This is a genomic window from Amycolatopsis sp. NPDC034160 (assembly GCF_055575355.1).
Map to the genome: position 1 here is coordinate 778,162 of NZ_JBVISU010000001.1, position 17,272 is coordinate 795,433.

At 67.7% G+C, this 17,272-nt stretch carries 17 protein-coding genes; 15 read left to right on the top strand and 2 right to left on the bottom strand.

What is annotated here, in order from left to right:
• Nucleotides 1-29: 29 nt before the first annotated feature.
• Both ACZ54P_RS03830 and recR read left to right on the top strand, forming a co-directional pair.
• Nucleotides 30-386, top strand: a complete 357-nt coding sequence (locus ACZ54P_RS03830; protein WP_007035126.1) for a YbaB/EbfC family nucleoid-associated protein — start codon at nucleotides 30-32, stop codon at nucleotides 384-386.
• A gap of 1 nt (nucleotide 387) precedes the next feature.
• The gene (gene recR, locus ACZ54P_RS03835; RefSeq protein ID WP_061981975.1) at nucleotides 388-984 is read left to right on the top strand and encodes a recombination mediator RecR; all 597 of its coding nucleotides are present in this window, start codon (nucleotides 388-390) and stop codon (nucleotides 982-984) included.
• A gap of 105 nt (nucleotides 985-1,089) precedes the next feature.
• Here recR and ACZ54P_RS03840 read toward each other — a convergent pair whose 3' ends face one another.
• Nucleotides 1,090-2,202: a UDP-N-acetyl glucosamine 2-epimerase gene (locus ACZ54P_RS03840; RefSeq protein WP_465460009.1), complete on the bottom strand. Its 1,113-nt coding sequence runs from the start codon at nucleotides 2,200-2,202 to the stop codon at nucleotides 1,090-1,092.
• Nucleotides 2,203-2,263: 61 nt separating this feature from the next.
• Here ACZ54P_RS03840 and ACZ54P_RS03845 point away from each other — a divergent pair, with 61 nt between their 5' ends.
• From ACZ54P_RS03845 to erm, 13 genes are all read left to right on the top strand, one after another.
• Nucleotides 2,264-3,280: a glycosyltransferase family 2 protein gene (locus ACZ54P_RS03845; RefSeq protein WP_465460010.1), complete on the top strand. Its 1,017-nt coding sequence runs from the start codon at nucleotides 2,264-2,266 to the stop codon at nucleotides 3,278-3,280.
• Complete coding sequence (locus tag ACZ54P_RS03850) at nucleotides 3,277-4,575, top strand: lipopolysaccharide biosynthesis protein (protein WP_465460011.1); 1,299 nt, start codon at nucleotides 3,277-3,279, stop codon at nucleotides 4,573-4,575. Before ACZ54P_RS03845 ends, ACZ54P_RS03850 begins: the two co-directional genes overlap by 4 nt.
• Before the next feature lie 73 nt (nucleotides 4,576-4,648).
• Complete coding sequence (locus ACZ54P_RS03855; RefSeq protein WP_465460012.1) at nucleotides 4,649-6,622, top strand: DUF6541 family protein; 1,974 nt, start codon at nucleotides 4,649-4,651, stop codon at nucleotides 6,620-6,622.
• 59 nt (nucleotides 6,623-6,681) lie between these two features.
• A complete protein-coding gene (locus ACZ54P_RS03860) occupies nucleotides 6,682-7,383 on the top strand; it encodes a glycosyltransferase family 2 protein (RefSeq protein WP_465460235.1) in 702 nt (233 codons plus the stop codon).
• A 12-nt stretch (nucleotides 7,384-7,395) separates the two neighbouring features.
• Nucleotides 7,396-7,833 (top strand): DUF2304 domain-containing protein, encoded by a 438-nt coding sequence (locus tag ACZ54P_RS03865; RefSeq protein ID WP_465460013.1) that lies wholly within the window; start codon nucleotides 7,396-7,398, stop codon nucleotides 7,831-7,833.
• A 44-nt stretch (nucleotides 7,834-7,877) separates the two neighbouring features.
• Complete coding sequence (locus tag ACZ54P_RS03870; RefSeq protein WP_465460014.1) at nucleotides 7,878-8,378, top strand: uridine kinase family protein; 501 nt, start codon at nucleotides 7,878-7,880, stop codon at nucleotides 8,376-8,378.
• A gap of 299 nt (nucleotides 8,379-8,677) precedes the next feature.
• A complete protein-coding gene (locus ACZ54P_RS03875) occupies nucleotides 8,678-10,351 on the top strand; it encodes an ABC transporter substrate-binding protein (protein ID WP_465460015.1) in 1,674 nt (557 codons plus the stop codon).
• Between the two features lie 86 nt (nucleotides 10,352-10,437).
• A complete protein-coding gene (locus tag ACZ54P_RS03880) occupies nucleotides 10,438-11,439 on the top strand; it encodes an ABC transporter permease (protein WP_465460016.1) in 1,002 nt (333 codons plus the stop codon).
• Complete coding sequence (locus ACZ54P_RS03885; RefSeq protein WP_465460017.1) at nucleotides 11,436-12,371, top strand: ABC transporter permease; 936 nt, start codon at nucleotides 11,436-11,438, stop codon at nucleotides 12,369-12,371. Before ACZ54P_RS03880 ends, ACZ54P_RS03885 begins: the two co-directional genes overlap by 4 nt.
• A 7-nt stretch (nucleotides 12,372-12,378) precedes the next feature.
• A complete protein-coding gene (locus ACZ54P_RS03890) occupies nucleotides 12,379-13,374 on the top strand; it encodes an ABC transporter ATP-binding protein (protein WP_465460018.1) in 996 nt (331 codons plus the stop codon).
• On the top strand, nucleotides 13,371-14,489 hold the full coding sequence (locus ACZ54P_RS03895) for an ABC transporter ATP-binding protein (protein ID WP_465460019.1): 1,119 nt from the start codon (nucleotides 13,371-13,373) through the stop codon (nucleotides 14,487-14,489). Before ACZ54P_RS03890 ends, ACZ54P_RS03895 begins: the two co-directional genes overlap by 4 nt.
• A gap of 136 nt (nucleotides 14,490-14,625) precedes the next feature.
• The gene (locus tag ACZ54P_RS03900; RefSeq protein ID WP_465460020.1) at nucleotides 14,626-15,267 is read left to right on the top strand and encodes an SDR family oxidoreductase; all 642 of its coding nucleotides are present in this window, start codon (nucleotides 14,626-14,628) and stop codon (nucleotides 15,265-15,267) included.
• A gap of 344 nt (nucleotides 15,268-15,611) precedes the next feature.
• Nucleotides 15,612-16,421 (top strand): 23S ribosomal RNA methyltransferase Erm, encoded by an 810-nt coding sequence (gene erm / locus ACZ54P_RS03905; protein ID WP_465460021.1) that lies wholly within the window; start codon nucleotides 15,612-15,614, stop codon nucleotides 16,419-16,421.
• On the opposite strand, the gene ACZ54P_RS03910 is transcribed toward erm, so the two are convergent.
• The gene (locus ACZ54P_RS03910; protein ID WP_465460022.1) at nucleotides 16,324-17,247 is read right to left on the bottom strand and encodes an EamA family transporter; all 924 of its coding nucleotides are present in this window, start codon (nucleotides 17,245-17,247) and stop codon (nucleotides 16,324-16,326) included. The two genes, erm and ACZ54P_RS03910, sit on opposite strands and share 98 nt — an antisense overlap.
• Nucleotides 17,248-17,272 lie beyond the last annotated feature (25 nt).

A 17,272-nucleotide genomic window follows, 5' to 3' on the forward strand; every position in this document is an offset into this window, starting at 1 on the left:
GGATTTTCCAGGAGAGGACCGATCGGATCATGGTGCAACCCGGTGGCGGCTTCGACCTGTCGCAGATCATGCAGCAGGCACAGCAGATGCAGCAGAAGCTGGTCGAAGCCCAGGAAGAACTGGCCAACACGGAGGTGACCGGCACCTCCGGCGGCGGCCTCGTCACCGCGACCGTGTCCGGCGACAGTCAGCTCAAGTCGTTGTCCATCGACCCCAAGGTGGTCGACCCCGACGACGTCGAGACCCTGTCCGACCTGGTCGTCGCGGCCGTGCGGGACGCCTCGGCCAACGCGCAGAAGCTCACCGAACAGAAGCTCGGCCCGCTCGCGGGCGGCCTCGGTGGCGGGATGCCGGATCTCGGCGGCTTCCCCGGGCTCGGCGGCTAGCTTGTACGAGGGTGTCGTCCAGGATTTGATCGACGAGCTCGGGCGACTGCCCGGCGTCGGTCCCAAGAGCGCGCAGCGGATCGCCTTCCACCTGCTGGCGGCCGATCCGGCGGATATCTCGCGCTTGCAGGAAGTGCTCGGCAAGGTCAAGGAAGGCGTGCAGTTCTGCGAGGTCTGCGGCAACGTCTCGGAGCAGGAGACCTGCCGGATCTGCCGTGACACCCGCCGCGACCTCACGGTCATCTGCGTGGTCGAGGAGCCGAAGGACGTACTCGCGGTCGAGCGGACGCGCGAGTTCAAGGGCCGCTACCACGTACTCGGCGGCGCGCTGGACCCGTTGTCCGGGATCGGTCCGGAGCAGTTGCGCATGCGTGAGCTGCTCGCGCGGATCGGCGGCGCGGAGATCAGCGAGATCATCATCGCGACCGACCCGAACACCGAGGGCGAGGCGACCGCGACGTACCTCGTACGGATGCTTCGCGACTTCCCGGGCCTGCGGGTGACGCGGCTGGCGTCCGGGCTGCCGATGGGCGGTGACCTGGAGTTCGCGGACGAGCTGACGCTGGGACGCGCTCTTTCCGGCAGGCGGGCTCTCTAAGCTCCGCTTCGCCGGTTTCGAACGCTATGAAAGGTCCTTTCCTCGCAAAATTTGCAAGGAAAGGACCTTTCATAGCGCGCGTGTGGAGGGCCGGGCGACCGGACGTCAGCAGTAGCCCAGTCGCGCCAGCGTGTCGACGATGATCTCCGACGGGTGGAACTTCTCGACCCAGGACTCACCGCGGCGGTTCTGGTAGGTGTCGAGGAAGTTCTGCAGCTTGTCCCCGCGCATCTCGGTCAGCACGACGGTCTCGCCGAGGTGCTGCGGTGTCTCGGTGCGCTCGCGGTGCACCGCGCACGGCAGGCCGAGGTAGTAGCACTCCGCGGACAGACCACCCGAGTCGGTGACGACGTACTCGGCGCGCGCGACCAGCGGCAGGAACTTCAGGTACCGCATCTTCGGCTGGATGATGAAGTTCTTCTCGTCGAAGAGGTTCGCCAGGCCCAGCGAGCGGATCTTCTCGCGCTCGGGCGCGCCCGCCATGTAGAGGATCGGCATCTGCTTGCTCTGCTCGCGCAGGATCTCCAGCGCCTCGCGGTACTTGTCCGCGCGCGAGACCAGCTCGAAGCGGTGCAGGGTGGCGAGACCGAACTTCTCCGGCAGCCCCTCGAGGTCGAGCGGCCCGTTGATGGCCAGCCGCATCGCGTCGATCGCGGTGTTCGCCTCGGTGTCGACGACGACACCGCGGGCGTTGCGGAGGTTGTTCACCTCACGAGCGCTCGGCGCGAAGTGCATGTCGACGATCTTCGCGGCGATCTTCCGGTTCAGCTCCTCCGGCAGCGGCGACATGATGCTGCCCGATCGCGCGCCCGCCTCGACGTGCCCGACCCGCGACTTGAGGATCCGCTTCCCGATGAGCGAGCCGTACGGCGTGGTGAAGGTGTCACCGTGCACCAGTACCAGCGGCGGACGGCCGTCCTCGACCAGCGCGGCCTTCAGCTCGGCGCGGCGGCTCCACGCGGTGCGCAGCACCTGCGCGGCCCAGCCCGGCACCTGCGCGGGCGACTCCAGGTTGTGCGCCTTCTCCTTCGGTACCAGCCAGACGTCGGGCTCCGGGAGGTTCAGGTCGGCGAGAACGTCCGAGACCTCGTCGACGTGCTGCGCGGTGAACCAGATCTTCGGCCGGACCCCGCGTTCGAGGATGCCGTGGTAGACCGGCGCGATTTTGATCAGTTCCGCCGTGGTGCCGAGAATGAAGGAAATCACCGGAAGGGCCATTCTGTCGGGGTCTGCGGTGCCCGAAGGATACTGGTGGCCCGCGCAAGGTAGCCTCGCCGGGGTGAGTGCGAATTCGCTCCTCCCGGCCCTGTCCGTGGTGATCCCGGTCTACAACGAGCAGAACTGGATCGACCGCAGTGTGGGCGCGCTGATCGCGTCGGCACAGGCGGCGAACTGGCCGGTCGAGGTGATCGTGGTCGACGACGGCAGCACCGACGGCACCGGCGACAAGCTCGCCAAGCTGCAGGAACTGTACGGCATCACGGTCCTCACCCAGCCGAACAGCGGCCGGTTCGAGGCACGTCGGGCGGGGATCGCGAAGGCGTCCGGACAGCAGATCCTGTTGCTCGACAGCCGCGTGATCGTGGATCCGGGCTCGCTCACCTTCCTCCGCGATCAGCTCGTGGACCACCCCGAACGCACGGTGTGGAACGGTCACGTCAACGTCGCGTCCGAACACAATCCGTATGCGGGATTCATGGCGGGTCTGGTCAAGATCCCGTGGCGCCGTTATTGCGCGAACCCGCGGTTGATGTCGTTCGGTATCGAAGAGTTCGACGTCTTCCCGAAAGGCACCGGATTCTTTTCCGCGCCCAAGGACGTTCTCGAGGATTCGTCCAACGCGTTCGAGTCGCTCTTCGAAGACGTCCGTTTCGCGAGTGACGACACGGGTGTTCTGCGGTGGATCGCCGAACGGCACCGCATCTTCCTCGCCCCCGACTTCTCCGCGACCTACCACGGTCGCGATTCGTTCAAGAAGTTCATCGGGCAGTCGTATTTCCGCGGCACCACCTTCGTCGATTCCTACCTCGCGTCGCCCGGCCCGGCGCGCAACGGCCTGTTCGCCGCGATGGCCGTCGGCGTGCTCGGACTCGGAGTCGCCGCGAAGCGCCCGAAGACCGCCGTCGCGCTGGCCGCCGCGGGGTCGACGGCCGCCGGGTTCGCGGTGACGAAGTTCGGCGCGACCAAGGCCGAGGCCAAGGCCGTCGCCCAGCTCGCGCCGGTGTTCGCCGCCGGTTTCGGCGCCGGAGCGCTCCGCGGCCTCTTCATGGCACTGCGAGCACGGCTGCGTAAATGAGCAACGCGGTGAGCAGTGAAGAACTGGCCAAGGACACCGGGAAATCCGCCGGCCGGATCGGTGTCTACCTACTGATCGCCATCGCGCTCGGCTATGTCCTCACCGTGGTCTGGGGGCGTGTCCTCCCGCCTGAGGACAACGCCGTCCTGCTCTCCTTCTGGGGCATGTTGATGGGGCTGGGCGCCGCCCTGTCCCCGCTGGAGCAGGAGATCTCCCGCCAGTCCGCGCACGCCGCGATCGAGGGCCGCAAAGCCGGGCGCCCCGCGGTGATCGCGTTCGTCACCAGCGCGATCGCCGTGGCGGTCGTCGGGCTGGTCACGTTGCTCCCGCCGATCACCGAAAAGGTCTACGGCGGCCAGTTCGCGCTCGCGGTGATCGTGCTCGCCGGCGGCCTTTCGTTCGCCTTCCAGTTCGCCGCGCGCGGCCTGCTCATCGGCCAGGACCACGTCCGGTCCTACTCTTGGCTGATCCTCGTCGAGGCGGCCGTGCGGATCCTCGTGGTCGCCGCGCTCGTGGTCGCCGGGCTCACCCAGCTGTACTGGTTCGCCATCGCCGCCGCGACCGGCTCGTTCGCCTGGCTGCTGTTCGCCCGCGGCGCCGCCAAGCTGGTCGACCCCAAGCTGGACGTCGACGAGCCCGCGAAGCCGATCGTCACGAACATGCTGATGCTCCTCGCGGGTGCCGGGCTGACCGCGAGCGTCATCACCGGCTACCCGGCGCTGGTCAGCCTGCTGGCGCCCGGCGGCGACAAGGACAAGCTCGGCGTGCTCTTCCTCGCCCTGTTCGTGGCGAGGACGCCGCTGACCCTGATGGCGCCGGTCCAGGCCCTCGCGGTCCCGACCGTGGTGCGGCTGTCCAGCACCGAAGAGGGCAAGCACCGGCTGCGCAGGCTGCTCGCGCTCGGTTCGGCTGGCGCGCTGGCGCTCGCGGCCCTCGGCGCGCTGATCGGCTACCTGATCGGCCCGTGGGTGGTCCGCCTGGTCTACGGCGCCAAGAACGACCCCGAGGCCTGGTGGATGGCCGGGCTGGTCTGGTCGTCGGTGCTGCTGGCCACGATGCAGCTGCTCGCCGCCGTGCTGGTCGCGCAGGCCAAGGCCACAAAGGTGCTGATCACCTGGGCCGCCGTCGTCGTCGCGACCGCGCTGGTCCTGCTGTTCTTCCCCGGCGACACCGTCGTGCGGGCCGTCGTCGGCCTCGCCGCGGGGCCGACGGTCGGGTTGCTGGTCGTCATGGCGTTCGTGGTGCGGGGCACGCCGGAGACGGGCAACGCACGGCCGTCCGAAACGTCTCGATAGTGTGGCCGCGCCATCACGCGCCGCGAAACGCGATGGCGTTCCTACGCCGAAATAGGGTTGGACAGCGAATTCGATGAACGTTCTTTTGGTGGTACTGGCGTTCTGGCTGCCGGGGCTCGTCTTCGGCGCCGCGATCAGGCTGCGCGGCTGGACCCTCGCCGCGGCGGCCCCGCTGCTGACCTTCGGCCTCGTCGCGATCGCCATCCCGATCCTCGGCGGACTCGGCATCCGCTGGTCGATGCTCAACGTCGGGCTGTGGGTACTGGCGTTGTCCGTCGTCGGCTTCGGACTGTCGTTCCTCGTCCTCCGGTTCACCGCGAAACGGCACCCCGACTGGGCTGAAGACGACGAGGACGCGCCGAAGCGGTCTTTGCGTGATCACCTGCTCATCGGCGCGGGCGTGGTGGTCGGCCTCGGCGTCGGCGCGGTGACCTTCCTGCGCGGCTCGCATTCGCTGGACAACGTCCAGCAGGACTGGGACGCCCCCTTCCACGGCAACCTGGTGCGCTGGATCGCCGAGCACGGCGACGCGCGGCCGTCCACGGTCGGCACCATCGCGAACCTGCCGAAACAGACCGATTACTTCTACCCGGACACCTATCACGCGCTGCTCGCCCTGGTCTTCGGCAAGGGTGGCCTGACGATGATGCCGACGCTGAACCTGGCGGCGCTCATGGTCGTGCTGGCCATCCCGCTCGGTGTCGCCGCGATGTGCCGCGCCTGGCGGATGCCGGTACTCGCGACCGCCGCCGCCGCGGCCGTGTCCACCTGGTTCACCGCGTTCCCGTACGACTCGCTGTGGCGCGGTCCGCTGTGGCCGTACGTCGCCGGTGTGGCCCTCGTCCCCGCCATGCTCGCGCTCGCCCACCTGCTGCTCAAGCCGCGGGGGATCGCCGGGCCGGTCGCGATCGGTGTCGGCGTCGCCGGGCTGGCGGGTCTGCACACCAGCCTGATCTTCGTCATCATGGTCTACTTCCTGCTGATCCTGCTCGCGGTGTTGTTCCGCCTCGAGAAGATCGACTGGCGCCGCAGCGCGACCTCGCTGGTGGCCACGATCGTGGCGGCGGTCGTGCTGGGCGTGCCGCAGGTCCTCCCGGCGCTGTACAACGCGGGTGGCGTGACCGGTGCGTCCTGGGCGTCGGAAGCCACCGTCTCCGGCGCGCTCGGGCAGACACTCACCTTCTCCCCGATGGCGGCCTTCCCGCAGTGGTGGATCGGCGTCCCGGCGATCATCGGCGTGTTCTTCCTGGTCCGGCACCGGCGGATGCTCTGGATGGTCGGGGCGTACGTCGTGCTCGGCGGGCTGTTCGCCGCGACGATCTCGCTGGAGACCCCGCTCATCCACACCCTGACCGGGGTGTTCTACAACGACCACTGGCGGATCGGCGCGCTCGTGCCGCTGGCGGGCGCGGTCGCGTTCGGCGAGTTCGTGCACACCGCGTCGGGCAAGTTCGCCGAGAAGCTCGGCGAGCGCAAGCCGAACCTGAACCCGTTCACCGCGACGGTCGTCGGCGCGGTGGTGATCGGGCTCGTGGTCACGGCGCTGAGCAAGGGCGGCTACATCGGCCGCAACTCCTCGACGCTCGCGATGAAGTACAGCGACGGTCCCGCCGTCAGCAAGGCCGAGGAAGCCGCCTACACCTGGCTCGCCCAGCACGTCGTACCCGGCGAACGGGTCATGAACGACCGGGCCGACGGCTCGGTGTGGATGTACGCCCTTTCGGGGGTTCAACCGGTCGAGTGGACCAACTACGGCGCCGAGTTCACCACCAAGCCGGGCTGGCTCAGCGTGTTCCTGAACGACATCAACCGGGAGCCCCGGGTCCGGCAGGCGCTCGACGAGCTCAAAGTGCGCTACGTGATCGTCGGCAAGGGCAAGGTCGCGCCTGCTTCGAAGCCGGCGGTGGGGCTCCAGCGTCTCGACATCACTCCGGGTTTCAAGCGCGTCTTCCGTAACTCCGACGCGTCGATCTACGAAATCGAAGGTCAGCAAGGTGTGGTCGCCGCCGGCGCCACCACCGGGTCCGACACCGCTCACGGCCAGTAAGAAGATAGAGTGATCCAGTGTCCAGTACGTCCGTGACCACCCGTCGCGTACTCATCGTGATGCCTGCCTTGAACGAGCAGGCCAGCGTCGGCGCGGTCATTTCCCAGGTCAAGCAGTCCTTGCCGGGCATGGACGTGCTGGTGGTCGATGACGGTTCCTCCGACGACACCGCCAAGCTCGCCCGTGCCGCGGGTGCGGAGGTGGCCCGCTTGTCGGTCAACCTCGGCGTCGGCGGGGCCATGCGCACCGGTTTCCGGTACGCGGCGGCCCGCGGTTACGACGTCGTCGTCCAGGTGGACGCAGACGGCCAGCACGACCCGGAAGAGGTCGGCGCCCTGCTCGACGCGCTCGACGACGTCGACATCGCGATCGGTTCGCGATTCGCGGGCAAGGGCTCGTACAAGGCGAGCGGCCCGCGGAAATACGCGATGGTCGTGCTCTCGCTCGTTTTCTCCCGGCTCGCGAAGACCAAGCTCACCGACGTGACCTCCGGGTTCAAGGCGATGGGTCCGCGCGCGATCAAACTGTTCGCCGCGTACTACCCGGCCGAATACCTCGGCGACACGGTCGAATCGCTGGTGATGGCGATCCGGGCCGAACTGAAGATCAAGGAAATCCCGGTGATCATGCGCGAACGGGCGGCCGGAACGCCGAGCCATTCGCCGGTGAAATCGGCCATCTACCTCGGCCGAGCCGGACTCGCCCTGCTGCTGGCGCTGGTGCGCCGCCGCCCCGCCGTCGACTCGTCGGATTCGGCGTAAAAGGAGCTGATTATGGCTGGCTGGCGCATTCTCAGCATCGTCGTCGCCTGTCTCGTGCTGTTCGTCGTCCTCGAGATGATGCGACGGCGGAAACTGCGTGAGAAGTACGCGGGTGTGTGGCTCGTCCTCGCCATCGGTGTGGTGGTCCTCGCCCTCGTTCCGCAGGCCGCCGACTTCTTGGCTCGCGTAACCGGCGTCCAGACGCCGTCGAACTTCGTATTCCTGTTGGCAGGCGTGGTTCTGGCACTGGTCGCGTTGCATCTGTCGACCGAGGTCGGGCATCTCGAAGAAGAGGTCCGGACCTCTGTCGAGGAGATCGCGCTGCTCCGCTGCGAACTCGCCGATGCCCAGCGCGAACTGGAAGAACGTGTCGCCGCGCTGGAAGCCAGGACGGCCACGCCCGACAACGTCAAAGGGCTCCCCGAAGTGAGCCCCGCACGCGCACGCTGATCGACGCCGTTCTGGCGGCTCCGCCGAGGCTGGGCGCCGTCCGCGTGCTCGCCGTCGACGGGCCTTCCGGCTCCGGGAAGTCCACACTGGCAGGGAAGATCGTCGCGGAGCTCGCCGGCCGCGGGATCCGGACCACGCTGGTCAGCACCGACGAATTCGCCACCTGGGACGAACCCGTTTCGTGGTGGTCACGGCTGGAAACCGGCGTTCTGGAGCCCTTGCGCGCGGGCAAGCCGGGCGGTTACCGGCGGGTGGACTGGTCCAGCGGTGTCCCTCTGCCGGGTGAAGAAGTCGAAATCGACGTCCCCGAAGTTCTGGTGCTGGAGGGCGTTTCCAGTGGCAGGGCGCGGATCCGGCCGTCGTTGTCCCTGCTGGTCTGGCTGGACGGCGGAACCGAGCTCGAACGCCTGGACCGTGCCGCCGGCCGCGACGGCCCGGAATCCCGGGCGCCCCTGCGCCGCTGGCAGTTGTTCGAACGCGGCTGGTTCACCGTGGACGGGACCAGGGCGGCGGCGGATCGAGTGGTCACCTCTCGTGAGTGGTAATGACGGTTCTAACCGTCATTACCACTCACGAGACCGGCTGGCGTAGTGGTGGACACCCATTTGTGTTAGTGACCCGGCACTCTGCGCGTTAGTGGTCGAGAATTGATTACGCTCCGTCTGGAATTGCGGACACTTTGCGGTCGTATTGGCCTTCGCGTAGCGCGATCGTAACCTCACGTGCTTAAGTGCGGGCCGAGTTCCCGCTAGTGTCGGCGAGCACACCGATCGTCCGCGGAGTTCGAGTTTCCGACCGACCGGACGGTGACTAAAACACCGAAATTCTCCTCAAGGGGTGCCAGATGCAGCAACTGCGGGCGACCAGAGCGCGCCGTGTGGCCCTGATCGGGCTTGCCGGCGCACTCGCGGTCACCATTTCCGCTTGTGCCGACTCGAAGCGTGAAGAGGGCGCAGGAGGTGGCTCTGGAGGCACCATGGTCTTCGGCGCCGCCGGTAACCCGAAGACCTTCGACCCGCTGTTCAACGATGACGGTGAGACCTTCCGCATCATCCGCCAGATGATGGACACCCTGATCATGAACAAGCCGGGCACCGCGGACCTCGAGCCCGGCCTCGCGGAGAAGTGGGAAGGCAGCAACGAAGGCAAGACGTGGACCTTCTCCCTGAAGAAGGGCGTCAAGTTCCACGACGGCACCCCGTTCAACGCCGAAGCGGTCTGCTTCAACTTCAACCGCATGTTCAACATGAAGGGCGCCGCCGCCCAGAGTCAGATGATCTACTACGGCGACGTCTTCGAAGGCTTCGCCAAGAACGAGGGTGACGCCTCCGGCGCCCCGGTGTTCAAGGACTGCCAGGTCAAGGACGAGTCGACCGCCGTCCTGAACCTGAACAAGGCCAAGGGCGCCTTCCCGGCGGCCTTCACGCTGCCGTCGTTCTCGATCCAGAGCCCGGACGCGCTGAAGAAGTACAACGCCGACGCCGTCACCCAGAGCGGTGACTCGTTCTCCTATCCGGAGTACGCGCTGAAGCACCCGACCGGTACCGGCCCGTTCAAGTTCGAGAGCTGGGACCAGGCCAAGGGTGAGATCACGCTCTCCAAGGCCACCGACTCGCCGACCCAGACGGCCAAGCTCGACAAGCTGGTCTTCAAGGTCATCCCGGACGAGAACGCCCGCAAGCAGGCGCTCAAGGCCGGTGACATCCAGGGCTACGACTACCCGTCGCCCGCGGACTACGGCCTGCTGCGCAACGACGGTGAGCAGGTGCTCATCCGCCCGTCGTTCAACATTCTGTATCTGGGCATCAACCAGAAGAACAACCCGAAGCTGAAGGAACTCAAGGTCCGCCAGGCGCTGGCCTACGGCCTCAACCGTGAGCAGTTCGTGAAGTCGAAGCTCCCCGAGGGCGCCGAGACCGCGACGCAGTTCGTTCCGAAGGCGATCGATGGCTACAACGAGAACGTCACCAAGTACGACTACAACCTCCAGAAGGCGAAGGACCTCCTGAAGGAGGCCGGCGCCGAGGGCATGACGCTGAAGTTCTACTACCCGACCGAGGTCACCCGGCCGTACATGCCGAACCCGGCCGATATCTTCACCTCGCTGTCCGAGGACATGAAGGCCATGGGCATCAAGGTCGAGGCGATCGCCAAGCCGTGGAACGGTGGCTACAAGGACGACGTCCAGAAGGCAGGCAAGCAGGACGTGCACCTGCTCGGCTGGACCGGCGACTACAACGACGCCGGCAACTTCGTCGGCACCTTCTTCGGTCGCGAGAAGCCGGAGTTCGGCTTCAACAACGCGGAGCTGTTCTCGGCCATCTCGGCCGCGGACGCCGCGCCCGCCGGTGAGACGCACACCAAGGCGTACCAGGAAGTGAACCAGAAGATCATGGAATACCTGCCCGCCATCCCGATCTCCTACGGCCCCCCGGCGATCGTCGTCGGCCCGAAGGTGAAGGGCCTGGTGGCCAGCCCGCTGACCGACGAGCGTTTCTACACCGTCACGGTCAACTGATCCTCCACCACTAGTGGCTCAGGGGGTGGGTGCTACCGCGCTCACCCCCTGAAGTCCATTCCCGGGCTGGCAACAAAGGAACGCACGTGCTCCGTTTTCTCGTGCGTCGGCTGCTACAAGCGATACCGACGCTCTTGATCCTGTCCATTTTGATCTTCGCCTGGCTCCGGTCCTTGCCCGGTGGCCCCGCCGGCGCCCTGCTGGGTGACAAGGCGACCCCGGAGAAGATCGCCGACCTGAACAAGCTCCTCGGCCTCGACGATCCGATCTTCGTCCAGTACTTCAAGTTCCTCGGCCGGGCCATCACCGGCGACTTCGGCAACTCGCTGGTCTCCGCCCAGCCGGTCATGTCGGAGATCGGGAACTTCCTCCCCGCCACCATGGAACTCGGCTTCTTCGCGATGCTGATCGCGGTGGGTCTCGGTATTCCGTTCGGCTACCTGGCCGCCCGGTTCCGCGGCGGGGCCATCGACAACGTCATCATCGTGCTCTCACTGGTCGGCGTCGCCGTGCCGGTGTTCTTCCTCGGTTACATGATGCAGGACGTGCTGGCCGCCCCGCTCGGACTTCCGTCGCAGGGCCGTCAGATGGCCGGTCTCGACGCCACCACCGTCACCGGCTTCGCGATCTTCGACGGCATCATCACCCAGGAATGGGACGCCGCCTGGGACGCGATCACGCACCTGATCCTCCCGGCGTTCGCGCTCGCCACCATCCCGCTCGCGGTGATCGTCCGGATCACCCGCGCGTCGGTACTGGACGTGCTGAACGAGGACTTCATCCGGACGGCCAATTCGAAGGGCCTGACCCAGCCGGTCGTCCGGCGCCGTCACGTGCTCCGCAACGGCCTGCTGCCGGTGGTCACCACCATCGGCCTGCAGACCGGCGCGCTGCTCGGTGGCGCCGTGCTGACCGAGCGGGTGTTCAACTTCCGCGGCCTCGGCTTCCTGCTCGCCGAAGGCATCGAACGGCGTGACTACCCGCGGCTGCAGGCACTGCTGCTGTTCGGGGCACTGGTCTACGTACTGGTGAACATGCTGGTCGACGTCTCGTACGGGCTCATCGACCCGAGGGTGCGTGTCCGATGAACACATTGCTGAACAAGAAGAAGGAGCCGATCGACAAGCTCGCCGCGTCGTCGGCGAAGGGGCACAGCCTCGGTGGCGAGGCGCTCCGCCGGATGATGCGCAGTCCGGTCGCGATCACCGGTGCGGTGATCACCGGGCTGTTCCTGCTGGTGGCGATCTTCGCGCCGCTGCTGGCGCCGAAGGATCCCTACGAGCGGTACCTGCAGAGCCAGGTCATCCTCGGCCAGGGCATCATCCCCGGCGCGCAGCCCGGCTTCCCGCTCGGTGTCGACGACTTCGGCCGCGACTACCTCTCGCGGCTGCTCGTCGGCGCGCAGAACACCCTGCTGGTCGGTGTCCTCGCCACGATCATCGGCGTCGTGGTCGGCATGATCATCGGCGGGCTCGCCGGTGCCTTCGGCGGCTGGGTCGACACGGTGCTGATGCGCTTGGTCGACGTCATGCTGTCCGTGCCGTCGCTGCTGCTGGCGATCTCGGTCGCCGCGCTGTTCCAGAAGCCGAGCCAGTGGACGGTGATCGTCGCGGTGTCGATGGTCGGCGTGCCGATCTTCGCGCGGCTGTTGCGCGGTTCGATGCTCGCGCAACGGAACAGCGACCACGTGCTCGCGGCGACGTCGCTCGGCGTCAAACGCGGGGCGGTCGTGCTGCGGCACATGCTGCCGAACTCGCTCGGCCCGGTCATCGTGCAGGCCACGCTGACGCTGGCGACCGCGATCCTCGAAGCGGCCGCGCTGTCGTTCCTCGGTCTCGGCGACCCGGACCCGAACCGGGCGGAATGGGGCATCATGCTGAGCCGCAGCGCTCGGCAGTTCCTCGACATCCGCCCCGAGCTGGCGTACTACCCGGCCATCGCGATCATCGTGGTCGCGCTCGGCTTCACGCTGCTCGGCGAGTCCTTGCGGGAAGCCCTCGATCCGAAGAACAGGCGGTGATTTGAAGATGGCACTCCTCGAAGTCCGTGACCTCAAGGTCGTTTTCCAGCGGCGTGGTGAGAAGCCGTTCGCCGCGGTGGACGGGGTCAGTTTCGACGTCGAGCCCGGGCAGACGGTCGGCCTCGTCGGTGAGTCCGGTTGCGGTAAATCCGTGACGTCACTGGCGATCATGCGGCTGCTCGCGAAGCGCGGCAACCAGGTCAGCGGTTCGGTCTCGTTCGAAGGCACGGACCTGCTTCGCCTGTCGGACCGGGAAATGCGCGATCGCCGGGGGCGCGACCTCGGCATGGTGTTCCAGGACCCGCTGTCCTCGCTGAACCCGGTCATCCCGATCGGCCTGCAGATCACCGAGGTGCTGGAACGGCACCGCGGCATGTCGCGCAAGGCGGCGTCGGTGGAGGCGACGGAACTGCTGGACAAGGTCGGCATCCCCGACCCGACACGGCGACTTTCCGAGTACCCGCACCAGCTTTCCGGCGGAATGCGGCAGCGCGCGCTGATCGCGATCGCGCTGGCGTGCCGTCCGCGGCTGCTCATCGCCGACGAGCCGACCACCGCGCTCGACGTGACGATCCAGGCGCAGATCCTCGCGCTGCTGCGGGAACTGGTGCAGGAGACCGGGACCGCGCTGATCATGATCACGCACGATCTCGGCGTCGTCGCCGGCCTGTGCGACGAGGTCAACGTGCTCTACGGCGGCAAAATCGTCGAGCGAGCCGAACGGCACGCGCTGTTCGCCGAGCCGCGGCATCCGTACACGCACGGCCTGCTCGCGTCGATCCCGCGTCTCGACGCGGGCCGGGGCGAGAAACTGATCCCGATCAAGGGTTCCGTGTCCGACAACATCCCGTGGGACAACGGGTGCGCCTTCGCGCCCCGCTGCCCGAACGCTCTCGGCGTGTGCCGGGAGGTTTCACCGCAGCTGACGCCCGATCGCGGCGGTCTGCTGCGCTGCCACAACCCGGTGGTCCCGGCCGTGGCCGCACGAGGAGGGGCCCGATGACGCACACGGTATCGCCGCAGGAAGTGCTGCTCGAGGTCAACGACCTCAAGGTGCACTTCCCGATCAAGCGCGGCATCGTGTTCGACCGGACGGTCGGGCACGTGTACGCCGTCGACGGGGTCGACCTGGCCATCCGCAAGGGGGAAACCTACGGTCTGGTCGGGGAATCCGGCTGCGGTAAGTCCACTTTGGGCAGAGCGATCCTCCGGCTGACCGAGCTGACGAACGGCAACGTGGTCTTCGACGGCACGGACGTGGCCGGGCTCAAGGGTGAGGAGCTGCGCAAGGCGCGCCGCCGGATGCAGATGATCTTCCAGGACCCGATGTCCAGTTTGGACCCTCGGCAGTCGGTGGAATCCATTCTGCTGGAAGGCATGAAGGCGCACGGCCTCGACAAGGACAAGGAAGCGACCGCCCGGCGGTTGCGCGAGCTCCTGTCCGCCGTCGGCCTTCCCGAATCCTCGCTGCGGAAGTACCCGCACGAGTTCTCCGGCGGTCAGCGTCAGCGCATCGGCATCGCGCGGGCGCTCGCCGTCGAGCCGGACCTGATCGTCGCCGACGAACCGGTGTCCGCACTGGACGTCTCGGTGCAGGCGCAGGTGGTCAACCTGCTGGAAGACCTGCAGCAGAAGCTCGGGCTGACGTACCTGGTGATCGCGCACGACCTCGCGGTGGTGCGGCACATCTCCGACCGCATCGGCGTGATGTACCTCGGCTCGCTGGTCGAAGAGGCCGGCGCCGACGCGCTGTATGAGAACCCGCTGCACCCGTACACGCGGGCGCTGCTCTCGGCGATCCCCGTGCCGGACCCGACGGTGGAGGACACCCGGGAGCAGATCCTGCTCGCCGGTGACCTGCCCTCGCCGGCGCGGCCGCCGTCCGGCTGCCGGTTCCACACGCGATGCCCGTGGAAGCAGGAGAGCCTGTGCGACACCGACCGTCCGCAGCTGCGGGAGATCGGCGCCGGGCACCGGGTGGCCTGCCACTACGCGGAGGACATCCGCGACGGGCGGATCAAGCCGCACGAGGTCAAGGCGGAGCTCGTCGAGGCCGGGGAACTGAACCCCGACATCGGCGGCCTGCCGGACGTCGGCTCGGCCGCGGAAATCCTCTAGATCGCAAGTACGTGAAGGCCCCCTTCATTGCGCTAGACGCAGTGAAGGGGGCCTTCACGTACTTCCGCATTTAGAGGACTAAATGCGTTCTGGCGATGACCGGGCACGGGCCGCCGCTTTCAGGCAGACTTCTGTTATGCGGGTCACAGTGCTGGGAGCGTCGGGGCGGACGGGGATTCACGTGGTCCGGCTTCTTCGGGGGCGGGGACATCAGGTGCGGGCGGGGCTGCGGAGTCGTCGCCGCGCCGAGGAGGTCGCCGGGCTCGGCGCCGAAACCGTGGTCGCCGACGTCACCGCCGACGCGGACGACCTCGTCGAGGCGCTCGCCGGTTCCGAGGTCGTGCTCAGCGCGATCGGCGCACCCGATCCGGATCAGGCGTCGGTGAACCTCGTCGACCGCGATGGCGTGATCACCGCGATCCGGGCCGCGGAGAAGGCGGGTGTGTCGCGATTCGTGCAGCTTTCCGCGCAGTTCGCGGATTCGCCGGATCAGGGGGACAGGCTGGTGCGCTCGATCCTGATGGCGAAGCAGATCTCCGACAGCGTCCTCCGCCGCTCCAGCCTGAACTGGACGATCGTCCGTCCCGGCACGCTCACCGACGATCCGCCCACCGGGCACGTCAAGGTCGCCGGCCACCTCGAACCCGGTCGTGTCTGTCGCGCCGACGTCGCCGCCGTCATGGTCGCCACCCTGGAAGAACCGTTGACCGAGAACCAAGGCTTCGACGTCATCAGCGGTGACATCCCGATCCCGTCGGCCCTGTCCTCGTTCAGCTGAGCGCTTTCTTCCGTTCCCGCGACGCTCGCAGGTTCGCGATGTTCCCGCAGGTGCGCACGTCGGGGAGACCGAGGTGCGCACCGACGACCGCACCCGCCAGGTGAAGTCCGCGCTGTCCGGTCCGGTCGAGCAGCTCGGCACCAGCCGGATCAGCGCGTAGGAAAATCGTTGGCGGACGGTCTCCGGGCCGAGGTAGTTTCGCCGCCATGTGTGCCGCCGCATTGACCAGGACCCGCCGCTTCTAGCGGCGGCTCCTACGTCCATCGCAAGGAACCGCTGCCCGAGCGAGTCGTCGCCGGGCCTGCTTCAGGCTGCCCGGCTCCCCTCGAAGCCGCGGAGATCCCTTGCGCACACAGCGTCCTGGCCGTCACGAACTCGGTCAGAACTTCCTCGTCGACCGGACGGTCATCGAAACCGTCGTGCGGCTCGTCGCCGACACCGGTGGGCCGATCGTGGAGATCGGCGCCGGTGACGGCGCGCTGACCCTTCCGTTGCAGCGGCTGGGCAGACGCCTGACAGCCATCGAGCTCGACGATCGGCGCGCCGCCCGGCTGACGCGCCGGGTCGAGCCGCCGACGGAGATCGTCACCGCCGACTTCCTGCGGCACCCCCTTCCGGTGACGCCGTACGTGCTCGTCGGAAATCTGCCGTTCCATCTGACCACCGCGACGCTGCGACGCGTCCTGCACGCTCCCGGCTGGACCGAAGCGGTGCTGCTCGTGCAATGGGAGGTGGCGCGCCGCCGCGCGGGTGTTGGCGGCGCGACCATGATGACCGCGCAGTGGTGGCCGTGGTACGACTTCCGGCTGGTCAGCAGGGTTCCGGCGACGGCGTTCCGCCCGATGCCCGGGGTGGACGGCGGAGTGCTGACCATGGTCCGGCGGCCGTCGCCGCTCCTCGCGGACGCCGACCGCGAGCACTACCAGGATTTCGTCCGGCGGGTGTTCACCGGTCGCGGCCGTGGCATCGCCGAAATCCTCGCCACCGCCGGACTGCGGAACGCCGGCCGGTGGCTCCGGGCGGAGGGAATCGCGCCGACCGCCTTGCCCAAGAGCCTCACCGCACGCCAGTGGGCTGAGGCGTTTCGACTGCGGCGAGGAACTCCGGCTCGCGCGTCCGGCGTTTCGCCGAACCGAACAGCACGCCGCCGATGACGACGGCCGCCGCGATGACTTCGAGCAGCGACGGCCGCTCGTCGAGGACCAGGAACGCCATCGACAGCCCGACCACCGGCACCAGCAGGGAGAACGGCGCGACCACACCCGCCGGATTGCGGCGCATCAGCGAGGTCCAGATCCCGGAGCCGACGATCGTGCCGAACAGCACCACGTAGGCGAGTCCGCCGAGACCGATCAGCCCGGTCGGGGTGCCGAGGGTGCTCAGCGAGTGGCCGATCTCGCCCGGTCCCTCCATGGCCAGCGACAGCGCGAACATCGGCAGCGGCGGCACCACGGACATCCAGAGGACGAAATTCAGCGGGTTGTCCGGTGCGGCCTGCCGGGTGCTCAGGTTGCCGAACGCCCAGCTCAGCGCCCCGAGCAGGGTCAGGATCACCGGCAGCAGGGCGGCGTTCCCGGCCTGCTGCCAGGCGATCGTCGCCATCCCGGCGACGGCGAGCAGGATCCCGGCGAGCTGCCGCCCGGACACCCGCTCCCGCAGGAAGACGGCGCCGAGCAGAACGGTGAACGGGGCCGACGCCTGCAGCACCAGCGACGCGAGACCGGTCGGCATACCGGTGTCCATCGCGATGAAGAGGAACGCGAACTGCCCGGTGCCGAAGCCGAGCCCATAGCCGAGAAGGTGGCGGATCTTCACCTTCGGCCACGGCACGAACAAGATCGTCGGGATCGCGATGACGGCGAAGCGCAGTCCGCCCGCGAAGACGGGAGGGAACTGGCCGAGGGTGGCGTGGATGGCGAGGAAGTTGCAGCCCCAGAGGACGGCGACGAGCAGGGCGAGAAGACGGTCGCGGGCGGGCATACCTTCACTCTTACGGGCGTATATC

Coding starts and splice junctions, on each gene's coding strand:
- ACZ54P_RS03885 (WP_465460017.1), top strand. CDS start 11,436: ATGAACACATTGCTGAACAAGAAGAAGGAGCCGATCGACAAGCTCGCC.
- ACZ54P_RS03855 (WP_465460012.1), top strand. CDS start 4,649: ATGAACGTTCTTTTGGTGGTACTGGCGTTCTGGCTGCCGGGGCTCGTC.
- ACZ54P_RS03840 (WP_465460009.1), bottom strand. CDS start 2,202: ATGGCCCTTCCGGTGATTTCCTTCATTCTCGGCACCACGGCGGAACTG.
- ACZ54P_RS03900 (WP_465460020.1), top strand. CDS start 14,626: ATGCGGGTCACAGTGCTGGGAGCGTCGGGGCGGACGGGGATTCACGTG.
- ACZ54P_RS03860 (WP_465460235.1), top strand. CDS start 6,682: ATGCCTGCCTTGAACGAGCAGGCCAGCGTCGGCGCGGTCATTTCCCAG.
- ACZ54P_RS03850 (WP_465460011.1), top strand. CDS start 3,277: ATGAGCAACGCGGTGAGCAGTGAAGAACTGGCCAAGGACACCGGGAAA.
- ACZ54P_RS03830 (WP_007035126.1), top strand. CDS start 30: ATGGTGCAACCCGGTGGCGGCTTCGACCTGTCGCAGATCATGCAGCAG.
- ACZ54P_RS03895 (WP_465460019.1), top strand. CDS start 13,371: ATGACGCACACGGTATCGCCGCAGGAAGTGCTGCTCGAGGTCAACGAC.
- ACZ54P_RS03865 (WP_465460013.1), top strand. CDS start 7,396: ATGGCTGGCTGGCGCATTCTCAGCATCGTCGTCGCCTGTCTCGTGCTG.
- ACZ54P_RS03910 (WP_465460022.1), bottom strand. CDS start 17,247: ATGCCCGCCCGCGACCGTCTTCTCGCCCTGCTCGTCGCCGTCCTCTGG.
- ACZ54P_RS03890 (WP_465460018.1), top strand. CDS start 12,379: ATGGCACTCCTCGAAGTCCGTGACCTCAAGGTCGTTTTCCAGCGGCGT.
- ACZ54P_RS03875 (WP_465460015.1), top strand. CDS start 8,678: ATGCAGCAACTGCGGGCGACCAGAGCGCGCCGTGTGGCCCTGATCGGG.